We start from the raw sequence: 25209 nt of genomic DNA, 5'->3' as shown, positions 1-25209 counted from the left end.
ACTGATATGAACACACCCGCACATCTACTGACCGGAGCAGCGCTGTTTGGGCGCAACGGCGGACGGGAGGTTTTGATCGCAGCGGTGATTGGCAGTCTGCTGCCGGATCTTTCGCTTTATGTAATGGCAGCCTGGTCGATCTACGTGCTTGGTATCCCGGTGCGGGAGGTCTTTGATGAACTGTATTTTTCGCCCTTGTGGCAGCAGGTCTTTGCCATAGACAACTCATTCCCGATCTGGGGAGCCTTGCTTGCCTTGGCGCTCTGGCTGCGCAAGGACTGGTTGGTGGCGCTCTGTGCCGCAGCGCTATTGCATGTCTGCGTCGACTTCACCATGCACGCAGGGGATGGGCGTCCCAATTTCTGGCCATTCAGCAAATGGGTCTTTCATTCCCCAATCAGCTATTGGGACAGGCATCACCACGCAGGCCTCCTGGAACCCTTGATATTGGCAGCCAGCCTTGTCAGCTTTGCCTTTCTGTGGAGAGCTGCGGGGCGGCTCGGACGGGGTGTCTTTGCTGTTTTGGCCTTGATGGAGCTCGCCACATCCAGCGTCATGTTTGTGATCTTTGCGGGCTAGCCCAACACGCATCCTTCAAACCACAGATCCATCAAACCGCAGATCGCCAAAAGAAAAACGCGCCCCCACCGGACGCGTCTTTCTTTTGGCAGCTTGTAGGGATGGCTTAGGCCGCTTCGGCCTGCGCATTGCGGCGCTCGCTTTCTTCACGAGACAGCGCAACAGAAGTCCGCACTCCGCGTCCTACAAAATCCATCAGGCCTTCAACAACCCGCTCGTTCGGGTCGATGCCGGCACAGCTCAGCACTTCACGGCCATCGCGCGACCGCGCCCAGCGGGCAATCTGCTCGGGGCCATTTCCATATTTCTTGTCGTCCGCAATTGCGTCGTCCAATGCAGCCAACACAACGGCTGCAAACAGTTTGCGGGCTCGGTTACCCTGCTCGTTATTATAAGCAGTGCCGTCCACGAAATCTCGCATCTCGCTTCCTTTTTTGTTCTTGCTATTGCAATTTCTGTTTTTTCGGCGTGACGCCCCTTATGGCGATTTTGTGACGATTCGGGTAGTCAAAAATTGCATATCTATTATGCGTATTTTGCATGGCTCTTCCATGCCCCGATTTGCCGCTGTTCTGCCCTGATCGTTTTCTTGCCAGCCGTTCTGTTGCTCGATATAGGGGCTTTTAATTGTTCAACAACCACCCGAAAGGCATTTCCCATGCCCAAGATCAACGGCAACGAAATTCGCCCCGGCAACGTGCTGGAACATAACGACGGTCTGTGGGCCGCGGTCAAGGTCGACCATGTGAAACCGGGCAAGGGCGGCGCCTTTGCGCAGGTGGAGCTGCGCAACCTGCGCAACGGATCTAAACTCAATGAACGTTTCCGGTCGGCTGACAAGGTTGAACGGGTACGTCTGGAGCAAAAAGATCAACAATTTCTGTATGAAAGCGACGGAATGCTGATCTTTATGGATTCCGAAACCTACGAACAGATCGAACTGCCTGCCGAACTTCTGGGCGAGCGCCGTCCGTTCCTTCAGGACGGTATGACTATCGTTGTGGAATTCTATGAAGACGAGGCGCTGAATGCGACTTTGCCGCAGAAAGTGACCTGCAAGATCGTCGAGACAGAGCCGGTTGTAAAAGGCCAGACAGCAGCGAACTCTTTCAAACCTGCGATTCTGGACAATGGCGTCAAAGTCATGGTGCCACCTTTTATCGGTCAGGATGAGATGATCGTGGTCAATACAGAGACCATGGAATATTCCGAGCGTGCTTAAGGTACCGTAAAAATGCGACACTGGTCGCCAGACGCCCTGCGTACGATCGTTCGCAGGGCTTTTTTGCGCCGTTTTGGGGCATTCGAAGGCACTGCCTAAAATTTCCGCATTCAGGCGGTGCGCTGCTTTTTCAGCAGACATCTTTATTTCCATGTGCCTTTTCCTCTATGCTCAGGCCTATCCCGACTTGGGACCGTAGGAGGAGTGATGGGAGTGCTGGCGCATTCTGGACATGTGCAACGCGTGCTTGAGGCCGCGGATTCGCCCGTGGGTGCGGCAAAGTCCCGTGTGGTGGCGTCTTGGCGGCGCTCCATAGTTAAACACGGTCTGGACCCTGCACAGGTCTCGCGGGGAGAGCGGGTCGACGCTCCGACGCTGAACGCGCGTAAAGAGGCCTCTGATCGTTTTCTGGACATCGCCACGCCGCAGCTCGATCAGCTTTATCGCCTGGTCGGACAATCCGGCTGCAGCGTCTTGTTGACGGATGCCAAGGGCCTCGTGCTGGGGCAGCGGTGCAGTGATGGCGATGCCCGTGTGTTTCGTGAGTGGGGTCTCTGGGAAGGCGCGGACTGGAGTGAAGCGGCAGAAGGGACCAATGGCATCGGCACCTGTCTTGCCGAGGAACGCCACGTGATCATTCATCGTGACGAACATTTCTTTGCCCGAAACGCCGGGATGAGCTGCATCGACGCGCCGATCTTTGGTGCCGATGGGCAGGTTATCGGGGCGTTGGATGTCTCGTCTGCCCGCGCGGATCAGACTGAAGGGTTCAACAAGCTGATTGCGGCATCTGTCCTGCAAACCGCCCGTCAGATCGAAGCCGAGACCTTCCGCGCCGCATTCCCCAAGGCCCGTTTCATTTTGGCCGATGCAGAGGAGGGGCCGTTGGTCAAACTTCTGGCGGTAGACAGTGATGATATTGTGATTGGCGCGACACGGGGCGCACGACGCGCCTTTGGGCTTGCTCCGTCCGGTCCCATTGAACACCGTCCGGCAACCGATTTGCTGGGCCGGGACGAGAATGAGCCGACGGGATTTGAACGCGGGGAACGCGCCGCTGTGATACGTGCACTGTCCCGTGCCGAAGGCAATGTCTCCAGCGCAGCGCGTGCTTTGGGAATCGGACGTGCGACGCTCTATCGCCGTATGAAACGCCTCGGAATCGGCGAGCGCGCCGACTAACCCTAAAATTTTCTGCAACATTGCCGGTTCGGTATGCCTTTGCATGCCCACAACTGTCTCAGACCTGAGACAGAGTGCAAATTTACTTCCTTGGTCTCAGATGACATGGGCGCAGCTTGGGTGCATCTTTCTCGTCACAGATGCGGCGGAGGGGTCGCACACATGGAGGACAACATCATGAACGAGATGACACAAGTCGCTGGTGAATTCACTTCACCGTTCAAAGAGCGCTACGACAACTTTATCGGCGGCAAGTTTGTCGCCCCGGTTTCAGGCCGTTATTTTGACAACATCACCCCGATCACCGGCGGTGTTGTGGGCCAGATCGCCCGTTCGGATGAAAAAGACGTCGCCCTCGCGCTGGACGCGGCTCATGCGGCCAAAAAGGCATGGGGCACAACCGCACCTGCTGTGCGCTCTGACACGCTGCTGAAAATCGCAGACCGTATGGAAGAGAACCTGGACATTCTCGCCAAGGCCGAGACCTGGGACAACGGCAAGCCGATCCGCGAAACAACCCTGGCCGATATTCCGCTGGCCATCGACCACTTCCGTTACTTCGCAGGCGTTCTGCGCGGTCAAGAAGGCACGATGTCGGAAATCGACAACGACACCGTTGCCTATCACTTCCACGAGCCTCTGGGCGTTGTGGGTCAAATCATCCCTTGGAACTTCTCCATCCTGATGGCGGCCTGGAAACTGGCGCCGGCGCTGGCCGCGGGCAACTGTATTGTCTTGAAACCGGCAGAACAGACACCGGCCGCCATCATGGTGATGATGGAGCTGATCGGAGATTTGCTGCCTGACGGTGTTCTGAACGTCGTCAACGGCTATGGCGCCGAAGTGGGTGCTGCGCTTGCGACCTCTGACCGTATCGCCAAGATCGCCTTTACCGGCTCCACCCAGACCGGCAAGATCATCATGAAAGCCGCGACCGAGAACCTGATCCCGGTGACCCTGGAGCTGGGCGGTAAATCCCCGAACATCTTCTTCAAGGATGTGATGGACCAGGATGATGAATTCCTCGACAAAGCGGTCGAAGGCTTTGTTCTCTTTGCCTTTAACCAGGGTGAAGTCTGCACCTGCCCAAGCCGTGCGCTGATCCACGAAGACATCTATGAAGAGTTCATCACCCGTGCCATTGCACGCGTGAAAGCCATCAAACAGGGTGACCCGCGTCTGATGGAAACCATGGTTGGTGCACAGGCAAGCCAGGAACAGCAGGACAAGATCCTTTCCTACCTGCAAATCGGCGTCGAAGAAGGTGCCGAAGTTCTGGCCGGTGGCGCAGCAGCACGTTTTGGTGGCGATCTGGAGAACGGCTTTTATGTGCAGCCGACAATCCTGAAAGGCCACAACAAGATGCGCGTCTTCCAGGAAGAGATCTTTGGCCCGGTTGTGTCGGTTTGTACCTTCAAGACCGACGAAGAAGCGCTGGAGATCGCAAACGACACGCTCTACGGCCTCGGCGCTGGTGTCTGGTCGCGTGACGCAAACCGCTGCTACCGCTTTGGCCGTGGCATCGAAGCAGGCCGTGTCTGGGTCAACAACTACCACGCCTATCCGGCCCATGCGGCCTTTGGTGGCTACAAGCAGTCCGGCATCGGTCGCGAGACCCACAAGATGATGCTGGATCACTACCAGCAGACCAAAAACATGCTGGTCAGCTACAACCCGAACAAACTGGGCTTCTTCTAAGTTTCACGGGTTTGTTGAATTCAGAAAGCCGGGGCAGGGATGCCTCGGCTTTTTGTGTTTGGATTCGCGAACCCAAGCTGTAAGCCCTACGCGCGGCGCGGGCATTCCAGGACGCATTCGCGCGCTTCTCGAACCCTGGGGCAATGTTCTGCACAGCCCAAACAGGGGCAAAGGGTGGCCATATTATCGCCTGATTAACCCTTTACCTGCTGAACTATGGATACACTATCGACCACCTTTGCTGAGTTTGTCTCGAATGCCGCCGGCCCCAAAAGCAGGCTTTGGCCCTTGTATCTCCTCATCACCTTGGGGATCTGTGTCTATGTCTACCGACGGCAGGCGATCCGCGTGCCATTCATTCAATGGCTCTTCCCAAAGGCGATCTACTTTCACGCCTCCCATCTGGTCGATGTGAAGATTTTCCTGCTCAGCAAGGTGTTTTCGACGCTGGGCCTGTTTGGATTGGTTTTCTTCAGCGCGGGCGTATCCAATGTGATTGTCGCAACCTTCGGCGGCAACGCGGCGGTTGATCCTTTGCATCCGGTCTGGATCGCAATCCTTCTTTTGGTGGTCAGCGATTTTGCCACCTATTGGGTCCACCGGATCCACCACGAGAACAAGATCATCTGGCCCTTTCATTCCCTGCATCATTCAGCAGAGGTCATGACACCGGTCACGGTTTACCGAAAACACCCGATTTACGATTTGATTTCATCTTTTGTGCGGGGGATCTTTGTGGGTGTTCTTCAGGGAGCCATGCTGTGTCTCTTTGATCAGGCCCCTGGATTCGCGACCCTCGCAGGGATCAACGCCTGCTATGTGATCTTCAATATTGCAGGCTCCAACCTGCGTCACAGCCATGTGTGGCTCAGCTTTGGTCCGGTGATCGAACATATCATAATCTCGCCTGCGCAGCACCAGATCCACCATTCGATTGATCCGCGCCACTACAACAAGAACTACGGCGAAGTTCTGGCGGTTTGGGACTGGATGTTTGGCACGCTCTATGTGCCGCGTGGACAGGAACTCATTGAATTCGGCCTGGGGGACAAATCAGGAAAACGTCTGCGACAGCGCCATGACAGCTTGACAGCGGCCCTCTATGTGCCTGTCCGCGACAGTGTCGTGCAGATCAAAAAAGCACTGGCACGGCGTCAGGAGCGCGTCTCGGCCGATCGTCCAAAGGCCGACACACTGGCCGAAACACTGTCGGCAAAGCCCCCGACTTCGGCAGAGTAGCCGAATGTCACGGGCATTCTCTTTCTATCTGGATGCACTGCGGTTTTGCGCTGCCGTTCTGGTTCTGCTGTCGCATTTTGCCTACCCGCGTTTCAGCGATGGCCGCTGGCTCTGGGTCCGGGACCTCAACCTCGGCAGCGATGCTGTTGTCATCTTCTTTGTGCTCTCTGGCCTTGTAATCAGCCATGTTGCCCAGACAAAACCGGGCGGCGGGGTGCAATACGCCTTTGACCGTGTGACCCGGCTGGTCTCAGTTGCGCTGCCTGCTCTTCTTGTGGGCTACGCCTTTGACCGCATCGGCGCGCAGCTGGCACCGCATCTCTATGTCGGCTGGATGTACAACCCTTTGCCACTATGGGAGCTTTTGTTGCGCGGGCTCACATTCTCAAACGAGTGGACAGGCCTGGCGACGCGGCTTGGGACAAATGGCCCGTTCTGGTCACTCAGTTACGAGGCGGCCTATTATGCGCTTTTCGGCATTGCCTTTTACACCCAAGGCGCGCGCCGCATCGCGTTATTGGCACTGGGCGGATGGATTGCAGGGCTCAATATTCTGCTGTTGATGCCTGCGTGGCTGATCGGCGTCGGCCTGCACCGGTGGATCATCAAGGGGCCAAAGCCCTCCCGGCGTGCAGCGCTCTATCTGGCGGCACTCCCCGTTCTGACCTATGTCGCAGCGCTTGCCTATGGGGTGCCACAGATCCTGCACGCGCCCATCCTGCAATATCAGGCCAGCCTGCGGTTTTCGGACGAGTTCCTCTGGAACACGGTCCTTGCCCTGATGGTTGGTGCGCATCTTTTGGGAATGGTGACACTCATGGTCGGTCATGCGCAGGGACGTGCCACGGCTTCGATCCGCTGGCTGGCGGCTGGAAGCTTCTCGCTCTACCTTCTGCACTACCCAGCGCTACAGTTCCTTGCCGCCCTGGGCCTCGCCAGTCACGATCTGATCAGCGACGCCCTGCTTCTTGGGTCCACGATGGTGCTGTGCTATCTCTTCGCCGAAGCCTTTGAACGGCGCTTGCCGGTCTTGCGGCAATGGGGTCTGCGCGTTTGGCGAAATTCTGACGCGCGTTTTGCCGGGAAAAAGAACCTTGCCGCAGGGCAGACGCGGTCCCAGTAGGGCGGGGGGCTGCAACGGCCAAGCGGCTGGAAAATTTCGTTCGTGGTCTCAAACAGCAAACGGGCCTTGCAATCTCCTGCGAAATCCCGGGCAAGCAATTGCCCGCGGCTTCACGGGCTGGGGCGGATTTCACCCCGAAATTCGCTCATCGCAACCCCTCTGATAAATTTGGCCAGTTGAGAATAGGCGCGGGGGCTTCCGCTCGCGGCGCGCCAGACCAAACCAATATGGCGATGTGGTTCCGGTGTCAGATCAAGAATTGAGACATCTCCCAGATCTTTCTGGACCTCGGATTGCACGTAAAGCGACGGCAAAAGCGTGATCCCCATGCCAAGAGATACCATCTGGCGCAATGCATCCAGGCTGGTGCCCTCCAGATCTGTTCTCAGCGTTGCGCCGGAGCGATGGCAAAAATCGGCAATTTGGCGATGCAGTGCATACTGTGGACTAAGGGACAGCAGATACTGCCCTGTCAGATCCGAGCGTTTCACTGTTTCCTGCCGTGCAAGGGGATGGTCGCCTGTGACCGCCAGTTTCAAGGGCTCGCGATAGAGTTCTTCAGAAACAAAACCCTCTTCTGAAACAGGGAGCTGGGTCAGGATGAGGTCATGCTTTCCGGCAGCCAGTTCCTCACTCAGCTCTTTGGGAGACCCGTCGCGGATGATCAGTTTGAGGGCCGGGAAAGACATGTGCAACTGGCGTAAAACCCAAGGGAGCAGATAGGGCCCGATCGTGGGCGAAGACCCAAGCCTGAGCGTGCCTTCGATACTCTCACTTTTTGGGGCAGCGATATGTTTCAACTGTTCGACATCGTTCAGCACCGTTTCAACATGGGCGGCGATCTCACGGCCCGTCGGGGTCAGGATCAAACCACTTTTCTTGCGCTCAATGAGCCGGGCCCCAAGGACTGCTTCAAAGGCGCTGATCTGCGCGCTCAGCGATGGTTGACTGATATCAAGCTGCCGGGCGGCTTTGCGAAACTGCAGCGTGCGGCTCAGCACTGCAAAATACTTCATTTGTTTCAGTGTCAGGTCTGCCATCTTATCCTCAGATTTCAGATAGGAAAAAGCTATCATTCTTTGTAGATTAAATGTCTTTTCCGTCAAGATTTCCCCCCCATTTCAAGAGAGCAGCCCAGTAACGGTTGCCTGTTTCACGTCAAAACCGAGGAGACCCTTCGATGAGAAAACCAAAGCGGGTGAAGATCTTTTCGCTGCACATCAAATTTACAAAGCTGAAAATCAAACACGGTCTGGTCAGCGCCAAAATCGCCTCAGAGCTCAAACGGCCGGTGCCCTGTAGCATTGTTCTGCAAAGTCTGAAGAAACAACGGGTCCATCTTAAAGATCAGATGCGGCGCTGTCTGGTCAAGCTCAAGAAGATCGGAGCCATCAAACCGACCACGTCAAAAGCCTTTACGAGCATCGGCGCATAATGCGCTTTGGGGTGGGCGACAGACGCGCCCGCCCGGGCTTCACACCTGCCGCAGGCGCAAGGGGATCGGCTTCGGCTTTTAGAGTTAGACTACGGCGTAGTGACACGCCGCAATCCGCACCGGCGCCATCAATCCAGCGCCGGTTCTGTGATCTCAATCGAGTGCCCGCAACTGTCCATCATCTTACCATAGGCGGCGGTAAACCCTTTGAGAGAGGCCAGGTACACGCGCTCGCTGGCTTTGATCGGAGACAAAAGCCGCACGTCCATCTGGCTGCCACCTTTCATTCCCATCAGAACATAGACTGCATCATTCCAGCGCACTTGGGCCCTTGCCTGCAGGATCCCGTCATCGTGAAAATACGCGTCCACCAGCGCATAGTAATCAATGCTCTGATCAACGATCAGCGTCACGGCCTGGCCGTTCTGCATTTGGGTGTTGTAACCGCGCGGCGCGCTTTCGTGGACGGTCAGCTGTGGGTAATCATCCGGTGGCCCGCCATCCCCGTTTGAGGTCTCCAACCGAAGGGTAGGTTCCCCGTCGCCTCCGGTCCAGGCGGTGCAGGTCAGGCGCCAATCCTCGCCGGTGTCTACTCCCTCGACGTGGACTTGCCAGTCGTCGTAGCTCCAGTACCAGTCTTCGGCTGAAACCGCGGTGCTCCAGACCAATGGGATCAAAAGCCCCGCTGCGATCCCTTTGGTAAATCTCATCACCACTTGGCTAATCCAATCAGAAAAAGAAGAATTTGATCCAGCCCTAACAGCCATCAATGAACATGAGGTTAGGGGCCTTCGCTCCAACGCAAGGTCGCATCGCCTGCCTGCATGTCACCCGTCGCGCGGTCATAGCGCAAATAGGCAATCGCCTTGGTGCCCGCCTGGGTAAAGAGAGTCCCAACCGGTTTGCCCGCGGCCGTGATCTCTGTGCCAACCGGCGCAGAGCCCGAAATATCAACAACCTGCAGACCTTTCTTCAGGGTTGTCTTGTGCTTCATCCGCGCCGTGACTTCCTGGCCGACATAACAGCCCTTGCGGAAATCCACCCCCGACAGCACCTCGAACCCGGCTTCCAGAATATAGCTGTCCGTGGTCAGCTCGATACCTGTTTCGGGAATGCAGTGGGCCACGCGGATCGCATCCCAGTTGCTGCCGTCATCGCCCCCTTCGCTGCCATAAAGCCGCCAGCCCAGATCTGCGTGGCGCGGATCCGTCAGCGCCCCGTCAGGCGCATTCGAAGTGCCGCGTTTCACCCGCAAATCAGTCTCCTCCAGCGTCACATCAGCCCGCAAACGATACATATTCAAACGCTGCGCCAGTCCGGGGGCCAGCGTGCTGTCCACATCCAGCAGCACATCATCCCCGTCCGCCAGCAGGAAGAAATCGGCCAGATATTTTCCCTGAGGGGTCAGGAGCGCCGCGTAAACCAGACCTTGGTCGATCCCGTCTACGTTGTTTGTCACCAGGTTCTGCAGGAAGGAGCGGGTGTCTGCGCCGCTCAGGCGGAAGAGTGTGCGGGCGGTCATTCGGGCCTCTTTTTTGATGTTGGCTTTGGTGTGATGCTGCTGGGGCGTGCTTTTCTCTCTGGCTGTGATATAGGAATGTTGCCGGAAATAAACAGGATTTCGTCGATGACAGCCCCGATCAGTGTTGTGATCCCCACGCTCAATGCCGCGCCGCATATGCAGGCAAGCATCGAGATGTTGATGGAGGGGCTGTCCGCCGGTTTGATCCGGGAGCTGTTGATCACCGATGGCGGCTCGACCGACACGACGTTGAAGATCGCAGATGAGGCGGGGGCAGAGATCATCACAGGTCCCGCTTCACGCGGAGGACAGCTGCGTCGGGGCTGCGCTGCGGCCAAGGGGGAATGGCTCCTGGTTCTCCATGCAGATACAGTTCTGGAAGCAGGGTGGAGCAAGGTTGTCACGGAACATATCCGCATGTTCCCGAACCGGCCCGGCCATTTCAAACTGGCGTTTTCGACACGCGGTCTGCGCCCGGCGGCGGTTGCAGGATGGGCCAACCTGCGTTCGGCCGTTCTTGGCCTGCCTTATGGGGATCAGGGGCTTTTGATGCCAACCGCGCTTTATCACGCCAAAGGGGGGTATCCGGACCAACCGCTGATGGAAGACGTGGAAATCGCCCGCCGTCTGCCGGATATGCGCATTCTGCCCGCCTATGCGTTGACCAGCGCAGAGCGCTATCAGCGCGATGGCTGGATCCGGCGCGGCAGCCGCAACCTGTGCACGCTGATGCGATATGCAATGGGGGCCGACCCGGAAAAGCTGGCCGCAGCCTACCGGCGCTGACCAGCCAATCGTTTTTTATCCGATGAACCGTCGCGCCAGACGCCGCAGCCATCCGGCCTCGGCACTTGCTTGGGGTGTGTCCTGCGGCAGCTGGGCGGCCACACCTTCGGGATCAACTAGGGTTTTGCCGTCCTTGAACTGCAGGCGATAGAGGTCCGCATAAACCCCACCCCGCTCCAGAAGCTCTTCGTGGCTGCCCTGGTCCACGATCTGTCCACGCTCCATGACCACGATCTTGTCCGCGTTTTGGATGGTCGACAGGCGATGCGCGATCACAATGGTGGTGCGCCCCCCCGCCAGCTTCTCAAGCGCGGATTGCACCACTTTTTCCGATTGCGCATCCAGAGCGGATGTCGCTTCATCCAGCAGCAGAACAGGGGTGTTGCGCAACAGGGCCCGCGCGATAACCACGCGCTGACGTTGCCCGCCCGACAGGGCAGAGCCACGGGGGCCGACCAATGTGTCCAGACCGTTTGTCAGTTTCGGAAGGAAATCCGACACATGCGCTGCGTCCAGAACCTCCTGGAGTTGTTCATCACTGACATTCGTGCGGCCTAGCAGGATATTTTCCCGCAGGGTCTCATCGAACAAAAGCGCTTCTTGGGTCACAACCGAGAACAGCCCGCGCAAGTCATTCAGGTCCATTTGATCCACGGCCACGCCTCCAACGGATGCCGCACCCTCCTGTGGATCAATAAGCCGGGTGACCACGTTGAAAATCGTGGATTTACCCGCACCAGAGGCCCCAACCAGCGCCGTGGTTTTCCCGGCCTCGGCCACCAGTGTCAGGTTTTTCAGAACGGGTGAGCTGCCATAGCTCAATGAGACATTGTCCAGTCGCACCTCAGGCAGGCCGCTCGGCGCCGGTTGCGGGTCGGCTGGGGATGTCACCTTGATGGGTTCATCCATAAGTTCCTTGAGCCGTTCAATAGCTGCCGCCGCCGACTGCCAGATGCCGCTGACGGCGGCCAGACGGCGCATCGGGTCAAAGGTCAGGCCGATGGCTGTGAAAAAGCTCATGAACTCCCCCACCGATTTCTCGCCACCGATGATCTGCTGGCCGCCGTAAAGCACCACCCCCATCACCCCAAGGCCGGCCATCACGTCAATCATGCAGGTGATCGAAGAGGTGCCAAGGTTCGCTTTCAGCTCCTGACGGACAAAATCGTCCATGTGGTAGTCATAGCGATCTTCTTGATATTGTTCGAGGTTGTTGAGCTTGATCGGCACCATGCCGTGAAAAATCTCATCCAGCCGCGTTGAAAGCGACGCCCCCAGGTCCCGGGCGCGCGCGGCTTTCTTGCGCACATAGCGTTGCACCCAGGACAGGGGCAGAAGCAACATGGGCAGCCCCACCAGCATGATCAACGTCCAGCGCCAGTCTACCATCAGCGCCACATACATGGTGGCCACCAGCTGGGTCACATCGCGTCCGGCACCGGTGATGACAGCCTGCCAGACCTGGTTGATCGCACCGACGTCTCCTTGAACCCGCTGGATCAGGAAGCCGGGCGGGTTTTCCTGGTGAAACGACGGATCCTGCCGGATGATCCGCGCCAACAGGTCCTTGCGCAGGAGGGCTCCGGACAGCAGAGAGATCCGTGCCAACAGGACTTTCTGGGCCACGCTGGTGATGCCACGCACGGAAAAAATAACAAAAAACGCAAGGCTGACCCAGATCAGCGCATCCGCATTGCCCGCCACAAAGACGTGGTCGAACATCGGTTGCATCATATATGCCAAGCCGCCAACGGTTGAGCCTTCAATCAACATGAAGATAAAGGCAATGCCAAGCAAGCCCATGTAGTGGCGCAAATATCCGCGCCAAAGCCACCCCATCAATTCACGAGAGGATTTCGGCTGGGTCTTCATCAGGGCACTGCCTTCTGCCAAGTTTTCTATTCGCCCCGGGACGTCCCGGGATTTGCGCCATTTAAGCAGGTCGCAGCCGCTGTGCAACCGTTCCCCGGTTTGCTCCCTCATACAGTGCGCCGCGAAATCAGGCAGGAACAGGGGCGAACCGTCCGCTTCGCCACGTCATGATATTTCCCGATTGACCCTGCAAAAAGCCGGGCTACGGTCACATCACCCATCCGGCATCAAAGCGAGATGCCATTTGATTTAGGCGACGATCCAATGACAGATTTTATCTCTTTGGCCGCAGGACGGCCCTATCTTGCCATTCCGGGCCCCTCTGTTGTGCCCGATCAGGTGTTGCGCGCAATGCATCACCACTCCTCCAATATTTATGAGGGGGAGTTGGTCGATATGGTGCCCGGTCTGGTCGCGGACCTGAAGCGGGTTGCACGTACAAAGCACAAGGCTGCCATCTATATCTGCAATGGCCACGGTCTGTGGGAGGCCTCTTTGTCCAATGTCGCTGAGGCGGGGGATCGCGTGCTTGTGGCCTCAAACGGGCGTTTTGGGGTGGGCTGGGCCGATACCGCCCGCCGTATGGGGCTTCGTGTTGAAGAGATTGACAGCGGTATGGCGAAGCCCTGGGACATGGACCGCTTGCGTGCGGCGCTGAAGGCTGACACTGCGCATGAGATCGCAGCACTTTTGGCGGTCCATGTGGATACATCCGGCTCGATCCGAAACGATGTGCCCTCCTTGCGTGCGCTCCTGGATGAGGTCGGTCACCCGGCGCTGTTGATGGTGGATTGCATCGCTTCCATGGGCTGCGAAGTGTTCGAGATGGACGCCTGGGGGGTCGATGTTGCAATCACCGCCAGCCAGAAAGGGCTGATGATGCCGCCGGGGCTGGGTTTTGTCTTCTTTAACGAGAAAGCTGCGGCGCGTCGGTGCGAACTTGAACGGGTCAGCCCCTATTGGGACTGGTCCCCCCGTGGCACCCCCGAAGTGTTTTATCAGTATTTCTGCGGCACCGCACCAGTCCAGCAGCTCTATGGGCTGCGCGCGGCGCTGGACCTGATCCATGGCGAAGGTATTGAAAACGTCTGGAAGCGCCACAAGCTTTTGGCGCGGGCCATTTGGGCTGCGGTGGAGGCTTGGGGCGCAGAGGGGGCCATGCGGTTGGAAGTCACGGATCCAGAGCAACGCTCGCATGCGGTGACGGCCCTGTCGCTGGACGCGCCGGATGGAACCCGTTTGCGCAAATGGTGTGAGGCCCATATGGGGCTTACGCTGGGGATCGGCCTGCGGGCCACGCCCTTTGGAGATCCGGAATGGGATGCGCATTTCCGCTTTGGCCATATGGGGCATGTCAGCGGTCAAATGATTCTGGGGCTTCTGGGCGGCGTTCAAACCGGTTTAACAGCTTGTGATATTGCCCATGGCAGTGGTGCCGTGGCGGCTGCGGCAAAGGTGCTGGCACAAAATACATGATGTAACTGACAAAAGGGGGGGAGCGGCTCCCGCCCCCATTGGCGGGCTGGCTTTGCCAGCCCTGACCAAGATGGCGTTGGGCGTGGCGCGGCCCTTCTGACGAAGGGCCGCGCCTAGGCTGCGATGCAGCCCCAGTAAGAAGAACCATCCATCTGGTTGTACCTTTGCCAAAGAACTGGATCTGGCCATGACCTTCAGGCAGATCTATGCAGCCAAGACCAAGCATGAGAGGTAGTGAAATGTGTGGAGAGACCGGAACTGCCATTCCCACCGTCATAATCGACAATGACCGGGTGCGTGTTACTGAATGGCGGTTTACTCAGGCAGGGGACAATACCGGCTGGCATCGCCACGCGTATGACTATGTTGTGGTTCCGCAATTTGATGGCGTGCTGGAGATTGCCCGAGCTGATGGAACACGCGTAGAGGCACCGATGCAGTCCGGTGTTCCCTATTTTCGCGAACTTGGGGTCGAACATGATGTGATCAACGCCAACGACTTTGAATGCGCTTTTGTGGAAATTGAACTGTTGGAGCCTCGCGCGTCCTGAAACCAGGCGACACGGTACATGGCGGGGAGAGAACCGCCACCACAAAACCGGCCGTTGAAGGAGCATCCTGGCGTGATGTCGCGTCACATTCTTAGGCTTGTCAGAGCCGTTCCTCGGTCACGGTTCCCTCGTCCATAACCACGGCAATACGTGTGATGAGATGGTTCAGAACCAGTGCAAGAATGAGAACCGGGACCATGCCAAAAAGGGCCCAGACAATCATGAACAGCCAGACAAGGCTGACGCCCAGAAACACAAAAAGGGCGGATTGGTAGTCGGGTTGATCTTCGCGTGTCTGCATTGAACAAGCCTCCGTGCAATACAGACACATTAGGGCAAATCCTCTAACAATCGGTGAAAGCCCGTCACTTTGCCCAGAGCAAAGGTACCCAGAGCACAGGTTAACGCAGAGCACAGGTTAACGCAGAACACAAGTTAACGCAGAACACAGGGCGTGTTCACCCCGCCTTAGCACTCTTGCCTGGCACCTACCTCTGCCAAGGCGTCGGGCAGGGCGGTTTCAAAGACCAGAAGCTCTTTGGCAGGGGCGCAGGATACGCGGATGCACCGGTCCTGTGGCGCGACAAAAGGCATGCGGACAAAACAGCCCCGTTTCACCAATGCTGCCAGAACTGCGCGGGCAAAGTCTCCGTCGGAGCAGCAATCGATGGTCACAAAATTGGTGGCCGAGGGCAAAGGCTTCAGTCCGTTGACGGTGGCAATTCGGGCAATTTCGGTCCGCGCCTCGGAAATCTGGCTGAGCCGATGCCCAAGACCCTTAGTGTCCTGCACGCCGGCAAGGGCTGCGATCTGTGCCAGTTTGCCAACGCCAAAATGGTTGCGGACCTTGTCGAACGCCCGGATCAGATCCGGGTGCCCGAGGGCATAACCAATGCGCAGTCCGGCCATCCCATAGGCCTTTGAAAAGGTGCGCATGCGGATCACCCGCGGATCGTCGCAGGAAACCGGTGCGGCTGTGCCTTCAGGGGCACATTCCACATAGGCCTCATCCAAGACCAGCAAACACCCGTCCGGGAGCCTGTCCAGCGCCGAGACAATATCCGCGCCCGGATGCCAGCTGGCCATCGGATTGTCCGGATTGGCCAGATACACCAGCTTGGCGTCGACCTCTGCCGCTTTGGCAAAGAGACAGCCCGGGTCCTCGTGATCGCCAGAATAGGGGACCATCACCAGATCTCCGCCGCTGGCAGCCACGTGATAGTTGAACGTCGGATAGGCCCCGGCCGATGTAACAACACGGTCCCCCTCACCAACCAGCAGACGGACCAATGTTCCCAGCAACCCGTCAATGCCTTCGCCCACGATGACATTGTCGATGTGACAACCATGGGCTCTGGCCAGGGCGGTGCGCAGATCAAAGCTCGTGGGGTCTGCGTATTTCCATACCTCACCGATATGGTCCTGAAGCGCGGTCAGAGCGGCCGGAACGGGACCAAATCCGTTCTCATTTGCGCCAAGCCGCGCAGCGAAGGGTGCGCCGCGGGTGCGCTCGTTCTCTTCGGGGCCGACAAATGGCACAGTGGAGGGAAGGGACTGGATCAGTGGCGTATAGCGTGGAGTTTTCATGAATCTGAATTAACCTCTGCCAGCCCACTCTGGCAACCATACAGGTGCATGTGTGATACTGTTGCCGTTGCGGGAACATTCCCATGGCCACCCTGCCTGCTTCGGGGTCAATTGCACCCTATCAGCGGCGTGTATGTGCCGCCGCAGAAAAACTTTTCTGATGTTAGCGCAAGCATGCGTTGAGAGCGCGCAGTTTCACGTTATAGACGGGACAAAGACCCATTCTTCGGAGAGTGACACGTTATGGTTAAAGACGCATCTATTCAGCAAGCACAGTTTGAACGGATTTCCACAGGCAACGGTTTCATCGCGGCATTGGATCAATCCGGCGGTTCCACTCCAAAAGCTCTCAAACTTTATGGCGTAAACGAAGACGCCTATTCCAACGACGAAGAGATGTTCGGTGAGATCCACAAGATGCGCACCCGTATCATCACCGCGCCGTCCTTTGATCAGTCCAAGATCCTGGGCGCAATTCTGTTCGAAAGAACCATGGACGGTGCCATCGATGGCATCCCGACCGCACAGTATCTTTGGGAAAAATGCGGCGTTGTTCCGTTCCTGAAGGTCGATAAAGGTCTGGCAGACGAAGAAAACGGCGTTCAGATGATGAAGCCGATGCCGGAACTGGATGCGCTTCTGGCGCGTGCAGTGGACGCGGGTATCTTTGGAACCAAGATGCGCTCGGTTGTCAAAGAAGCCAATGTTGACGGTATCAAGGCTGTTGTCGCCCAGCAGTTCGAAGTGGGTAAGCAAATTGTGGCCGCCGGTCTGTGCCCGATCATCGAGCCCGAGGTCGATATCAACTCTGCCACCAAAGCCGAGGCCGAAGGTCTTCTGAAGGGTGAAATCCTGGCCCAGCTGAACGCTCTGGAAGAGGGCACCAAAGTTGCGCTGAAGCTGACCATCCCGACCGAAGCCGGCCTTTATGATGAACTGGCAGACCATCCGGCGGTTGTCCGTGTGGTTGCTCTGTCTGGTGGCTATTCCACCGACGACGCCTGCGAAAAACTGTCCAAGAACACCAAGATGATCGCCTCCTTCAGCCGCGCGCTGACCGAGGGTCTGAATGTTGCCATGTCAGACGCGGAATATAACACCGCTCTGGGTGCCAATATCTCCAAGATCTACGATGCTTCGCTCTGAGCTTTCATCTACCCAAGATCCGAACCTCTCCAGCCCGCCCGTTGGAGAGGTTTTTTTATGCGGTGAGGATTCGCAAGAGCGCACTGGTCATACGCTCGCCGCGCGCTATCACCCCGAGGGGCGCGAGTGTGTGAACGGCAATCCGTGGCGGGTTACAGAATATCTGCGGTACGAATGTCGTTGCTGGCAAAGTCGATCAGCGCCCGGATCTTGCGGGGGAGGGTCCGACCTTCCAGATAGACCGCGTTAAAAGGTCCGCTCACTCCTTTGTACGCCGGAAGAACCGGGACAAGATCCCCCTTCGCCAGCGCGTCATGCAGGGCAAACCGGGGAATATAGGCGATCCCCATCCCATCCGTGGCCAGGCTGGCCGCAGCGCGGGCAGAGTTTACGTTGAACACTCCCGTAACGGTGGTGCCTTCTTCCTTGCCATCCTGAACAAAGACCCAGCGGCGCGGCTGCATGCGGTTGGTGTCCACGATGCAGCTGTGTTGATCCAGATCGCGCAGGGTCTTTGGGGTGCCACGGGTTTCCAGATAACGTGGACTGGCGACAAGCATGGTGCGAAACACCCCCAGCTTTCGCGCTTTGATCGACAGCGCCTCTGGCTGCCCGGCGCGAAAGGCCAGATCAATTCCCTCGGTTGCCAGATCCACATGGCGGTCCGTCAATCGCAGATCAAAGGTCAGGCCGGGATGCTGTCTGGCAAATCGTGTCAGCATCCCGGCGATGTAGATTTCCCCGATGGTCAACGGTGCCGAAATACGGATCACACCGGATAAACTGCGCGATTCTTCTGCAATATCCGCCAACAAACCGTCCAGGTCATCCAACAGCGCCGGTGCGCGGGCCAACAGATCTTCGCCTGCCGGGGTCAACCCCACGCGCCGCGTGGTCCGTTGTAAAAGACGTACCCCCAGCCGCGTTTCCAGCTCGGCCACATATTTTGACGTCAGCCGGTTTGACACGCCCAACTGATCTGCCGCAGCCGTAAACGAACCGCTTTGTGCGGTGGCCACAAAAGCGCGCAACTCATCAACAAGATCCATAGGCTGCCCTTATTGGGAATATTATGAGGATAGTATTTCAATAAAGTCGCCATTTTGTTGATTGTGGTCAAGCGGTAAGTTCTCGTCACTGGCCCGATCTTGTTTGCACCCAAGACATAAGGGCGACGGCCCGGCGGTGCCGTGGGGAACAGTAATTCGGCACCGCCTGGCCATTTCCACAGGAGATCCTCGCATGATTATCCCATCGTCCTTGCAGAACCTGCGCGACCGCCTTTCGCCGAGCGCGCGCATGCCTTTGGTGTTTCTGGGCCACGGCAGCCCGATGAACGCGATTGAGGACACAGAAAGCAGCCGCGCTTGGACCGCGCTGGGCAAAAGCCTGCCTCAGCCCAAGGCGATCCTGGTGGTGTCGGCTCATTGGATGACACGGGGCACGACGCTGGTGGATGTCTCGGCCATGCCCAAAACCATCCATGACTTTTACGGCTTTCCCGACGCGCTTTATGCGCAGGACTACCCGGCCCCTGGTAACCCGGAGCTGGCTCGCGAGGTTGTGTCTCTTTTGGCCAGCCACCATGCCGAAGAGGATGAGACCTGGGGGTTGGACCACGGCGCCTGGACGGTGTTGAAATTCCTCTACCCAAAGGCAGATGTGCCGGTGTTTCAGGTCTCGCTCGATATGTCCAAGGGGCTGGAGTATCAGCTGGAAATCGGCAAAACCCTGTCCGAACTGCGCGACCGGGGCGTTTTGATCCTGGGTTCGGGAAATGTGGTGCACAATCTCTCTGCCTTGGACTTTGGCGGGCGTCCGCATGATTTTGCAGTGGAGTTCGACAGCTTCTTTGCCAAAAAGCTCAGCGATCGGGACATGACCGCGCTGGCCGACCGCAAGGGGATGGGCCGTCTGCTGCGCATGGCGCATCCGTCGGTGGATCACTACCTGCCTGCGCTCACCGTTGCCGGCGCTTCGGACAGCCGCGATGAGCTGACCTATATGACCGAAGGCATCGACCTGGGCTCTATTGCCATGCGGTCCTTTGTCTTTCACGCTGCTTAACAGGAGGTTCCCATGCTTGTTGATGGAAAATGGACAGACAACTGGCAGCCCGTGCAGAAGGCGGACGACAAGGGGCGGTTTGTGCGTCAGACGTCGAGCTTTCGCAACTGGATCACGCCGGATGGCAGCGCAGGCCCCACGGGCAAAGCTGGGTTCAAGGCCGAGGCCGGACGCTATCGCCTCTATGTGGCGCTGATCTGCCCCTGGGCCTGCCGGGCCTTGATGGCGCGCAAGCTCAAAGGGCTGGAAGAGCTGATCCCGGTGACCGTGGTCAACCCGACGTTGGGGGATCAGGGTTGGCAGTTTGGTGGCTATGACGGGGCGGACCAGGACCCGCTGTTTGACGCCCGGTATATGCACCAGATCTACACCCGCGCCGATCCGAACTTCACGGGGCGCGCAACGGTTCCGGTGCTGTGGGACATGAAACAGAACGTCATGGTCAACAATGAAAGCGCGGATATTCTGCGGATGCTGGACAGAGCGTTCGAAGAGTTGGTCCCGTCGGATCTGCGCCTTTACCCCACCGAACACGCGGCAGAGATCGACGCGCTGAACCCGCGGCTTTATGATCTGTTCAACAACGGGGTTTATAAATCCGGGTTTGCCTCCTCGCAGGAAGCCTATGACGAGGCGGTCGACGGCGTTTTTGCCATGCTGGACGAGATGGAGGAGCGCATCGTGGGCGACTTCTTCTTTGGCGACAAACTGACCGAGGTCGACATTCGCCTGTTTGTCACCCTGATCCGGTTTGATGCGGCCTATCACGGGCTGTTCAAGACCAACCGGAAACGGATTGCGGATTATCCGAAACTCTCCGCGCTGATGGAGCATGTTCTGGCGCTGCCCGGTGTGGTGGAGACGGTGAATATGGACCACATCACCCGCGGCTATTACTCGGTCAAAGCGCTCAATCCGCTGGGCATCCGCCCCACCGGTCCCGCCCATGTGGATGCGCTGCTGACCAAGGCCCGCGCCGCCTAAGGGGCTTAGAAACTCCGGACGTACCCACGCCCCTTGCACCTGCTGCGAGGGGCGTTTTTGTCGGACGATGGGGGAGGGGAAGTCTTAAGATCTATTAGGATTGAGCAGGCAAATCCCCCCAAATGTTTCGCACGCGAAACAATGGGTCAGGAGGGTTGATACGCTTTATAGGGGTGCTCTACACTCTATGGTGTCAAGAAGGCGCGTGCGGTAGGGTAGCATTTTTTAAATGGACTTTGCTCGTACCCGTCGGGGAAACTTAGCCACCAAATGGCCGGATCCAATGTGGTCAAATCCAAATTTAGCTATCACAGCGAGAGGGTGAAGTGAATACTGTACAAAAAGGCAACAAGCTTGAGGACGAGTTCTACGACTTCTTAAATAAGCAGCAAGAAGATGAGGCCTTTGTCTTTGATTTGTACCCTTGGCAACTCTGCACGATTTTAAAGAAGGAAAAGTACTTCAGTCCAGACCGAAAGGGCGAAGTCGAATTCGATATCGTGATCGAGTTGCGGAGAAATGATCATAGCGACCCCCATCTGTACGTGGTTTTCGAATGTAAAAACCACTCCAATTCTGTTCAAGAACGAGATGTTCGTGATTTTTCGGATAAGGTCAGAGAGATTTTCCCACACGCATCTAAAAGTGTTTTTGTTTTTTCTTCGAGGTTGCAGTCGGGTGCTGAAAATGTTGCGAAAAGCAGAAAAATTGGCTTGGTTAAATTTGATAACTCCGCAATGGATGTGATTGCAGAGCGTAGTGTTTCGAACCAGATGCGAAGCATGCTTGCTAAGGAGCAGCTAGCGTCATCGTCACAAAAGGTTCGCGCTTTGAAATTTTCTGCATATTACGATGGGGAGTACTTTGGATCTCCAGGGCAATTCTTGCGCCGAATCGAGGCAGGGACCGTCGAAAGCGAACTCTCCCCAAAGCTCGAGAGCGCTCGTGACACAGGTTTTATGTCAAATTCTTTTGCGAAACAGGCGTCAATCGAACTTCTGTCTCAAGTCCAATATAAAGGTGGAGCCGTCGACTTAGAGAAGATTTGCAGGCACTTGAACATAGATGTCCATTTCACGGAACACGAGAAATTTGACGATCAAGGGGAGCCCGTCCTCGGTGTGGCGAATTTTGACAATAGGTCAATATTGATAAGCGCTCATACGAACAGTAATCGTCAAAGATTTACACTTGCGCACGAAATTGGGCATTTTTATCTGAGGCACGATTTGTTTTTATTGTCTGATGAGGTTATCGGAAATAACTTGTTCAGCTACGATGTCGATGAAAGCGCATCGGATATAGAAAGATTAGAGCATCAGGCTAATTATTTTGCCTCAGAAATTTTGCTTCCCAGTGCAATTTTCTATCAAAAAGTTTCCGAATTGAGAGATGTATACGGAATAACGAGTAGGGGGCACGGTTATATTTTTGTGGACAATCAGCGTTGCAACTACGTTCCATACAATCATTTCATAAATGAGTTGTCGGAGTACTTTGAGGTATCCAAACAAGCTATTGAGGTAAGGTTGACGAAAGAGAATATGCTTAATGATCAGAGGTTGCTGTTTTGACAATGTGTCTGTCGAACCCTTTTCTAACCCTCTCGGGCCGTAATTTGCAACTGCGATGTTAGTTTCCGCTTGAAGGCAACACTGAAAGAAACACCCTGGATTTCTCCGAGGCGTTTCTTTGTTTCTGCACTGTCCTAACCCGCGTGGGGATCACACCAACCGTGACGCCTCTTTCGCGGCGCGGACGAAGTCTTTGAACAGCGGGTGCGGGTCGAACGGTTTGGATTTCAGTTCCGGGTGGAACTGGACGCCGATGAACCAGGGGTGGTCGGCCCATTCCACGATCTCGGGCAGGCGGCCGTCGGGGGACACGTCCACACTAGTCTTTGCTTAAGGTGCTTGCCTCCAGCCCCTCAAGCAAAGCATCTTGTATCGCAGCGGCCAAAACATCCAGCTTTTTGCGAGCCACAAGCATCTTCTCAAGAGTTGCCTCAGCGTCAAAAGGTTTGGTGCTACCAGTCTTGATGGTGTCCATGCGTGCTTCCAGGAAGTCCTTCAACGGGGGGATGATGTCGTCTTTGTTGGCCACAATAGCGGCATTGAGGTGTCGCCGAATTTCAGGGGAAGCAATTGAGGTATACCCTGCCTGCCCCATAACGCTGGTCCATCCTTGATAAAGCCGCACCCCTGCGCCAAGCACCACCGCATTGAGGGTAAGGGATAGGATAAAACAGGTAACAAGAACCAATCGACCCTTGTCTATTTTGCGGGTCATTTCAGGCCTCCCAACAGATCAAATAGGATGGCAAAATCCGACAAGAAAGCTGTCATGCCGCCGTCTAGGAGGGGCACGCTGGCATAGCCAACACACCCCATGAACAACAACATCCCAGAAAACCCGCCAATCCATGGCGCGGGTGCGGAGACCACCTCTGCGAACGGGTGTGTATTGGTCCGGCTATGGGTGGTTATGTTATTCAAAACCGCACGGGACATTAATGTGACATCACTGTCACCTGGTGTCTTGAACTGGTCAGAAAAATAGCGATCAAAGGCGTCATCTTCCGGTGGGAGTTCTTGTGTCTCTTTGATCATGATATCTCCTCCTAAGTATCTATGGCTTGACGCAATGTGGATCGTGCGCGCACCAGCAACTGCTCGACAGCGCCTTCGCTGGTCTCCAAAATTTCTGCGATGTCACGCACGCTCCTATCCCCTGCTGTTCTAAGCAAAATGGCGCGTTTTTGCCGGGAAGGGAGCGCAGAGATGGCGTCGCGTACACGACTTAGCTCTTGGCTGGCCATCAGATTCGTTTCCGGAGCAGGCGTGTCATCTGTTATCTCTGCTACTGCCTCTAACCCAACAAATCGACGAAACCGGGTGCGTCTGTTGCGATCGATGCACAGATTGACCGCAATTCTGTACAGCCATGTCGATACAGCTCCTTTGCTTGGATCATACTGTTCCGCTTTGTTCCAAGCTTTGAAAAACACGTCCTGGGCCACATCCTCCGCGTCCGCAGGCACTGTCAGAGCCTGCGCTGCATATCGCCTGATACCGGGGCCATAAAGCGTGATCAATCGGGCCAAAGCTCTGCGATCACCTTGGGCAATCGCGTAGGCAAGGTCCTGCGCTTCTTTCTGACTATTTGTCACAACTCTATGGATCGGATCTCTCCGGGGTTTTGATGGCTGGTGGCGCAGGCCCGAGGGCCTGCGTCAGGTTTGTTTCCCAAATTGACCTGGCGTCTATCAGCGGGAAACAGACACTTTACGGGTGCGGGAATTGCTCTGCCCGTTTGGACCGGAATTGCTAATGGTAGTGCTGCTCGATCCTGGTGTCGTTGTACGTGCCCGCGTTTTTGAGGCGGACTGCCCGCCTGCTGTGGTGGCAGTCGAGGTGGTTTGGCAATTGGCGGTGGCGTTTGAACGGTCACAAGAGCGAGATTTATCCAACGTTCCGCCATTTCCGGTCGTTACTGTCATGTTTTGAGCCATGGCAGGCACTGCAAGAGCAACGCAAAAAATGAGCGGCAGTGAGGTGTGAAGAAGTTTCATAGGAGTATCCTTTTAGAATTTTGCTGAGAGTAAGTTTTTGCCAGCAAGGAAATGCTGCCAAAATGCGGTCAGGGGGAGGTTTACCCGTTGTTGGGCGAAAGATGTTTTTGGACTCGGGCCAATTCTTTGGGACCCAGAACACCGTCGTTGTTGCGATCGGCCCTCTGGAACCCGCTTGCCTGAGACAAGAATTCAGATGGGGTCAACACGCCATCGCCGTCGCTGTCACGAGACAATACACGCGCAGGAAAAGGTGCATATGCACTGATTTCCGCTTTGCTTAATAACCCGTCGTTGTTGGTATCAGCTTGGTCAAACATGTCACGTTGCGTGACCTGGAATTCCGCCAAAGACAAAACACCATCATTATTTGTGTCGTAGGCGGATAATAAATCAGATTGAGCAAAGAGGGGCTGACAGAAAACTGGCAGTGCCGTTGCAAAACCAAGTATCAATGTAAAGGGGCGCATCACGCTCTCCTAAAATGTTTCGATACCTAGAATACGCAGCCAATAGGAGTGCCCTACGCAAATTCCGATTTTTTTTTGGAAAAAAAGTGGAATAACTTTCTGAGGGTGGTTCGCCAACTGGGCTTAGGCTAACTCGCATATTGGGGGCGGGCCCGTCCGTTAAAGCTGCCCTCTTGTGCGGGAGTATGTTTCAGCTTTGCAGCTGTGCAACGCCTACATTGCAGCAGGCGCACAGAGATTTGCGCCGTGACCTGACAAGAAACCGGTCGTTGAAACGAGGCATGGAAGAACTCGTGAACTCACACAGTCTGAGCTGATATGGAGTCATAAACTTTGTTCGACCAAGTCGAGGAGGTCGATCAGTACGCAGCAGTCACGATGATCTCGACCTTCAGGTCCGGACGGGCAAGATTTGCTTCACCACAGGCGCGAGCGGGAGCGCAACCTTCGGGAACCCATGCGTCCCAGACGGCGTTCATCTCTGCAAAATCCTTCATATCGGCAAGCCAGACCATTACCTGTAGCATCTGTGTGCGTGAAGAGCCGGCCTTTTCCAGCAGGGCATCCACACGGGAAAGGCAGTCTTGCGTTTGTTCGGAGACAGTCGCCCCATCGCCAACCTGGCCGCATAGATATGCGACCCCGTTATGCTTGACGATCTTGCTCATGCGAGCACCTGTTTCGATCCGTTCGATCATT

27 protein-coding genes and 1 pseudogene are annotated in these 25209 nt (G+C 56.3%); 14 read left to right on the top strand and 14 right to left on the bottom strand.

The genetic code is table 11. The features are described from left to right. Nucleotides 1-6: 6 nt before the first annotated feature. Entirely contained in the window at nucleotides 7-579 is a 573-nt protein-coding gene (locus ACXAEW_RS19360) for a cobalamin biosynthesis protein CobQ (RefSeq protein ID WP_474942887.1), read from the top strand. A gap of 106 nt (nucleotides 580-685) precedes the next feature. On the opposite strand, the gene ACXAEW_RS19355 is transcribed toward ACXAEW_RS19360, so the two are convergent. Continuing rightward, nucleotides 686-1000, bottom strand: coding sequence for a DUF6280 family protein (locus ACXAEW_RS19355; protein ID WP_474942886.1), 315 nt, complete (start codon nucleotides 998-1000; stop codon nucleotides 686-688). A gap of 237 nt (nucleotides 1001-1237) precedes the next feature. Here ACXAEW_RS19355 and efp point away from each other — a divergent pair, with 237 nt between their 5' ends. From efp to ACXAEW_RS19330, 5 genes are all read left to right on the top strand, one after another. Continuing rightward, on the top strand, nucleotides 1238-1801 hold the full coding sequence (efp, locus tag ACXAEW_RS19350) for an elongation factor P (protein WP_474942885.1): 564 nt from the start codon (nucleotides 1238-1240) through the stop codon (nucleotides 1799-1801). 207 nt (nucleotides 1802-2008) lie between these two features. Beyond that, entirely contained in the window at nucleotides 2009-2983 is a 975-nt protein-coding gene (locus tag ACXAEW_RS19345; RefSeq protein ID WP_474942884.1) for a helix-turn-helix domain-containing protein, read from the top strand. A 177-nt stretch (nucleotides 2984-3160) separates the two neighbouring features. Further along, nucleotides 3161-4681: an aldehyde dehydrogenase gene (gene adh, locus ACXAEW_RS19340; RefSeq protein WP_474942883.1), complete on the top strand. Its 1521-nt coding sequence runs from the start codon at nucleotides 3161-3163 to the stop codon at nucleotides 4679-4681. A gap of 288 nt (nucleotides 4682-4969) precedes the next feature. After that, nucleotides 4970-5920 (top strand): sterol desaturase family protein, encoded by a 951-nt coding sequence (locus ACXAEW_RS19335; RefSeq protein ID WP_474942882.1) that lies wholly within the window; start codon nucleotides 4970-4972, stop codon nucleotides 5918-5920. Nucleotides 5921-5924: 4 nt separating this feature from the next. Next, nucleotides 5925-7043 (top strand): acyltransferase family protein, encoded by a 1119-nt coding sequence (locus ACXAEW_RS19330; protein WP_474942881.1) that lies wholly within the window; start codon nucleotides 5925-5927, stop codon nucleotides 7041-7043. A 110-nt stretch (nucleotides 7044-7153) separates the two neighbouring features. Here ACXAEW_RS19330 and ACXAEW_RS19325 read toward each other — a convergent pair whose 3' ends face one another. After that, the gene (locus ACXAEW_RS19325; RefSeq protein ID WP_474942880.1) at nucleotides 7154-8083 is read right to left on the bottom strand and encodes a hydrogen peroxide-inducible genes activator; all 930 of its coding nucleotides are present in this window, start codon (nucleotides 8081-8083) and stop codon (nucleotides 7154-7156) included. Nucleotides 8084-8223: 140 nt separating this feature from the next. On the opposite strand from ACXAEW_RS19325, the gene ACXAEW_RS19320 reads away from it, so the two are divergent. After that, nucleotides 8224-8478, top strand: a complete 255-nt coding sequence (locus tag ACXAEW_RS19320) for a YdcH family protein (RefSeq protein WP_474942879.1) — start codon at nucleotides 8224-8226, stop codon at nucleotides 8476-8478. A 128-nt stretch (nucleotides 8479-8606) separates the two neighbouring features. Here the strand turns inward: ACXAEW_RS19320 and ACXAEW_RS19315 are convergent, their stop codons facing one another. Together ACXAEW_RS19315 and ygfZ are read right to left on the bottom strand one after the other, a co-directional pair. Further along, complete coding sequence (locus tag ACXAEW_RS19315; RefSeq protein ID WP_474942878.1) at nucleotides 8607-9188, bottom strand: hypothetical protein; 582 nt, start codon at nucleotides 9186-9188, stop codon at nucleotides 8607-8609. A 71-nt stretch (nucleotides 9189-9259) separates the two neighbouring features. After that, nucleotides 9260-10000, bottom strand: a complete 741-nt coding sequence (gene ygfZ, locus ACXAEW_RS19310; protein WP_474942877.1) for a CAF17-like 4Fe-4S cluster assembly/insertion protein YgfZ — start codon at nucleotides 9998-10000, stop codon at nucleotides 9260-9262. Nucleotides 10001-10105: 105 nt separating this feature from the next. Here ygfZ and ACXAEW_RS19305 point away from each other — a divergent pair, with 105 nt between their 5' ends. Continuing rightward, nucleotides 10106-10786, top strand: a complete 681-nt coding sequence (locus ACXAEW_RS19305) for a TIGR04283 family arsenosugar biosynthesis glycosyltransferase (RefSeq protein WP_474942876.1) — start codon at nucleotides 10106-10108, stop codon at nucleotides 10784-10786. Nucleotides 10787-10801: 15 nt separating this feature from the next. On the opposite strand, the gene ACXAEW_RS19300 is transcribed toward ACXAEW_RS19305, so the two are convergent. Beyond that, the gene (locus ACXAEW_RS19300) at nucleotides 10802-12658 is read right to left on the bottom strand and encodes an ABC transporter ATP-binding protein (protein ID WP_474942875.1); all 1857 of its coding nucleotides are present in this window, start codon (nucleotides 12656-12658) and stop codon (nucleotides 10802-10804) included. A gap of 264 nt (nucleotides 12659-12922) precedes the next feature. On the opposite strand from ACXAEW_RS19300, the gene ACXAEW_RS19295 reads away from it, so the two are divergent. Then, nucleotides 12923-14134, top strand: coding sequence for a pyridoxal-phosphate-dependent aminotransferase family protein (locus tag ACXAEW_RS19295; RefSeq protein WP_474942874.1), 1212 nt, complete (start codon nucleotides 12923-12925; stop codon nucleotides 14132-14134). A 224-nt stretch (nucleotides 14135-14358) separates the two neighbouring features. Continuing rightward, the gene (locus tag ACXAEW_RS19290; protein ID WP_474942873.1) at nucleotides 14359-14685 is read left to right on the top strand and encodes a cupin domain-containing protein; all 327 of its coding nucleotides are present in this window, start codon (nucleotides 14359-14361) and stop codon (nucleotides 14683-14685) included. Nucleotides 14686-14785: 100 nt separating this feature from the next. Here the strand turns inward: ACXAEW_RS19290 and ACXAEW_RS19285 are convergent, their stop codons facing one another. Together ACXAEW_RS19285 and ACXAEW_RS19280 are read right to left on the bottom strand one after the other, a co-directional pair. Beyond that, nucleotides 14786-14986 (bottom strand): histidinol phosphate aminotransferase, encoded by a 201-nt coding sequence (locus ACXAEW_RS19285; RefSeq protein WP_474942872.1) that lies wholly within the window; start codon nucleotides 14984-14986, stop codon nucleotides 14786-14788. 167 nt (nucleotides 14987-15153) lie between these two features. Next, a complete protein-coding gene (locus ACXAEW_RS19280; protein WP_474942871.1) occupies nucleotides 15154-16272 on the bottom strand; it encodes a pyridoxal phosphate-dependent aminotransferase in 1119 nt (372 codons plus the stop codon). A 243-nt stretch (nucleotides 16273-16515) separates the two neighbouring features. On the opposite strand from ACXAEW_RS19280, the gene ACXAEW_RS19275 reads away from it, so the two are divergent. Continuing rightward, nucleotides 16516-17418 (top strand): fructose bisphosphate aldolase, encoded by a 903-nt coding sequence (locus ACXAEW_RS19275; RefSeq protein WP_474942870.1) that lies wholly within the window; start codon nucleotides 16516-16518, stop codon nucleotides 17416-17418. Nucleotides 17419-17570: 152 nt separating this feature from the next. Here the strand turns inward: ACXAEW_RS19275 and ACXAEW_RS19270 are convergent, their stop codons facing one another. After that, nucleotides 17571-18467, bottom strand: a complete 897-nt coding sequence (locus ACXAEW_RS19270; protein ID WP_474942869.1) for a LysR family transcriptional regulator — start codon at nucleotides 18465-18467, stop codon at nucleotides 17571-17573. Nucleotides 18468-18660: 193 nt separating this feature from the next. Here ACXAEW_RS19270 and ygiD point away from each other — a divergent pair, with 193 nt between their 5' ends. The 3 genes from ygiD (at nucleotide 18661) to ACXAEW_RS19255 (ending at nucleotide 22043) form a co-directional block, all read left to right on the top strand. Beyond that, a complete protein-coding gene (ygiD, locus tag ACXAEW_RS19265) occupies nucleotides 18661-19485 on the top strand; it encodes a 4,5-DOPA-extradiol-dioxygenase (protein WP_474942868.1) in 825 nt (274 codons plus the stop codon). Nucleotides 19486-19497: 12 nt separating this feature from the next. Next, a complete protein-coding gene (locus ACXAEW_RS19260) occupies nucleotides 19498-20469 on the top strand; it encodes a glutathione S-transferase family protein (RefSeq protein WP_474942867.1) in 972 nt (323 codons plus the stop codon). Nucleotides 20470-20795: 326 nt separating this feature from the next. Next, nucleotides 20796-22043 (top strand): ImmA/IrrE family metallo-endopeptidase, encoded by a 1248-nt coding sequence (locus ACXAEW_RS19255; RefSeq protein ID WP_474942866.1) that lies wholly within the window; start codon nucleotides 20796-20798, stop codon nucleotides 22041-22043. Between the two features lie 150 nt (nucleotides 22044-22193). On the opposite strand, the pseudogene ACXAEW_RS19250 reads toward ACXAEW_RS19255, so the two are convergent. The 6 genes and pseudogenes from ACXAEW_RS19250 to ACXAEW_RS19225 all read right to left on the bottom strand — a co-directional run. Continuing rightward, a pseudogene (locus ACXAEW_RS19250) lies at nucleotides 22194-22355 on the bottom strand (glutamine amidotransferase-related protein); the annotation flags it as partial. 7 nt (nucleotides 22356-22362) lie between these two features. Continuing rightward, nucleotides 22363-22758 carry a hypothetical protein gene (locus ACXAEW_RS19245; RefSeq protein ID WP_474942865.1) on the bottom strand — a complete coding sequence of 132 codons (396 nt, stop codon included), beginning with the start codon at nucleotides 22756-22758 and terminating at the stop codon, nucleotides 22363-22365. Continuing rightward, entirely contained in the window at nucleotides 22755-23078 is a 324-nt protein-coding gene (locus ACXAEW_RS19240; protein WP_474942864.1) for a hypothetical protein, read from the bottom strand. Before ACXAEW_RS19240 ends, ACXAEW_RS19245 begins: the two co-directional genes overlap by 4 nt. 11 nt (nucleotides 23079-23089) lie before the next feature. After that, nucleotides 23090-23638, bottom strand: coding sequence for an RNA polymerase sigma factor (locus ACXAEW_RS19235; RefSeq protein WP_474942863.1), 549 nt, complete (start codon nucleotides 23636-23638; stop codon nucleotides 23090-23092). A 482-nt stretch (nucleotides 23639-24120) separates the two neighbouring features. Then, nucleotides 24121-24510, bottom strand: a complete 390-nt coding sequence (locus ACXAEW_RS19230) for an EF-hand domain-containing protein (RefSeq protein WP_474942862.1) — start codon at nucleotides 24508-24510, stop codon at nucleotides 24121-24123. A gap of 359 nt (nucleotides 24511-24869) precedes the next feature. Beyond that, the gene (locus ACXAEW_RS19225; RefSeq protein WP_474942861.1) at nucleotides 24870-25208 is read right to left on the bottom strand and encodes a RidA family protein; all 339 of its coding nucleotides are present in this window, start codon (nucleotides 25206-25208) and stop codon (nucleotides 24870-24872) included. Nucleotide 25209: the final 1 nt, after the last annotated feature.

Source organism: Epibacterium sp. ABZ3_068 (assembly GCF_056159265.1).
This window is presented reverse-complemented; position numbering and strand designations above follow the sequence as displayed.

What these genes read in the sequence shown, in the direction of transcription:
- ACXAEW_RS19280 (WP_474942871.1), bottom strand. Translation starts at nt 16,272, where the DNA reads ATGAAAACTCCACGCTATACGCCACTGATCCAGTCCCTTCCCTCCACT.
- ACXAEW_RS19295 (WP_474942874.1), top strand. Translation starts at nt 12,923, where the DNA reads ATGACAGATTTTATCTCTTTGGCCGCAGGACGGCCCTATCTTGCCATT.
- adh (WP_474942883.1), top strand. Translation starts at nt 3,161, where the DNA reads ATGAACGAGATGACACAAGTCGCTGGTGAATTCACTTCACCGTTCAAA.
- ACXAEW_RS19320 (WP_474942879.1), top strand. Translation starts at nt 8,224, where the DNA reads ATGAGAAAACCAAAGCGGGTGAAGATCTTTTCGCTGCACATCAAATTT.
- ygfZ (WP_474942877.1), bottom strand. Translation starts at nt 10,000, where the DNA reads ATGACCGCCCGCACACTCTTCCGCCTGAGCGGCGCAGACACCCGCTCC.
- ACXAEW_RS19360 (WP_474942887.1), top strand. Translation starts at nt 7, where the DNA reads ATGAACACACCCGCACATCTACTGACCGGAGCAGCGCTGTTTGGGCGC.
- efp (WP_474942885.1), top strand. Translation starts at nt 1,238, where the DNA reads ATGCCCAAGATCAACGGCAACGAAATTCGCCCCGGCAACGTGCTGGAA.
- ACXAEW_RS19345 (WP_474942884.1), top strand. Translation starts at nt 2,009, where the DNA reads ATGGGAGTGCTGGCGCATTCTGGACATGTGCAACGCGTGCTTGAGGCC.
- ACXAEW_RS19325 (WP_474942880.1), bottom strand. Translation starts at nt 8,083, where the DNA reads ATGGCAGACCTGACACTGAAACAAATGAAGTATTTTGCAGTGCTGAGC.
- ACXAEW_RS19315 (WP_474942878.1), bottom strand. Translation starts at nt 9,188, where the DNA reads ATGAGATTTACCAAAGGGATCGCAGCGGGGCTTTTGATCCCATTGGTC.
- ACXAEW_RS19240 (WP_474942864.1), bottom strand. Translation starts at nt 23,078, where the DNA reads ATGATCAAAGAGACACAAGAACTCCCACCGGAAGATGACGCCTTTGAT.
- ACXAEW_RS19330 (WP_474942881.1), top strand. Translation starts at nt 5,925, where the DNA reads ATGTCACGGGCATTCTCTTTCTATCTGGATGCACTGCGGTTTTGCGCT.
- ACXAEW_RS19270 (WP_474942869.1), bottom strand. Translation starts at nt 18,467, where the DNA reads ATGGATCTTGTTGATGAGTTGCGCGCTTTTGTGGCCACCGCACAAAGC.
- ACXAEW_RS19245 (WP_474942865.1), bottom strand. Translation starts at nt 22,758, where the DNA reads ATGACCCGCAAAATAGACAAGGGTCGATTGGTTCTTGTTACCTGTTTT.
- ACXAEW_RS19355 (WP_474942886.1), bottom strand. Translation starts at nt 1,000, where the DNA reads ATGCGAGATTTCGTGGACGGCACTGCTTATAATAACGAGCAGGGTAAC.
- ACXAEW_RS19285 (WP_474942872.1), bottom strand. Translation starts at nt 14,986, where the DNA reads ATGCAGACACGCGAAGATCAACCCGACTACCAATCCGCCCTTTTTGTG.
- ACXAEW_RS19230 (WP_474942862.1), bottom strand. Translation starts at nt 24,510, where the DNA reads ATGCGCCCCTTTACATTGATACTTGGTTTTGCAACGGCACTGCCAGTT.
- ACXAEW_RS19290 (WP_474942873.1), top strand. Translation starts at nt 14,359, where the DNA reads ATGAGAGGTAGTGAAATGTGTGGAGAGACCGGAACTGCCATTCCCACC.
- ygiD (WP_474942868.1), top strand. Translation starts at nt 18,661, where the DNA reads ATGATTATCCCATCGTCCTTGCAGAACCTGCGCGACCGCCTTTCGCCG.
- ACXAEW_RS19305 (WP_474942876.1), top strand. Translation starts at nt 10,106, where the DNA reads ATGACAGCCCCGATCAGTGTTGTGATCCCCACGCTCAATGCCGCGCCG.
- ACXAEW_RS19300 (WP_474942875.1), bottom strand. Translation starts at nt 12,658, where the DNA reads ATGAAGACCCAGCCGAAATCCTCTCGTGAATTGATGGGGTGGCTTTGG.
- ACXAEW_RS19260 (WP_474942867.1), top strand. Translation starts at nt 19,498, where the DNA reads ATGCTTGTTGATGGAAAATGGACAGACAACTGGCAGCCCGTGCAGAAG.
- ACXAEW_RS19225 (WP_474942861.1), bottom strand. Translation starts at nt 25,208, where the DNA reads ATGATCGAACGGATCGAAACAGGTGCTCGCATGAGCAAGATCGTCAAG.
- ACXAEW_RS19275 (WP_474942870.1), top strand. Translation starts at nt 16,516, where the DNA reads ATGGTTAAAGACGCATCTATTCAGCAAGCACAGTTTGAACGGATTTCC.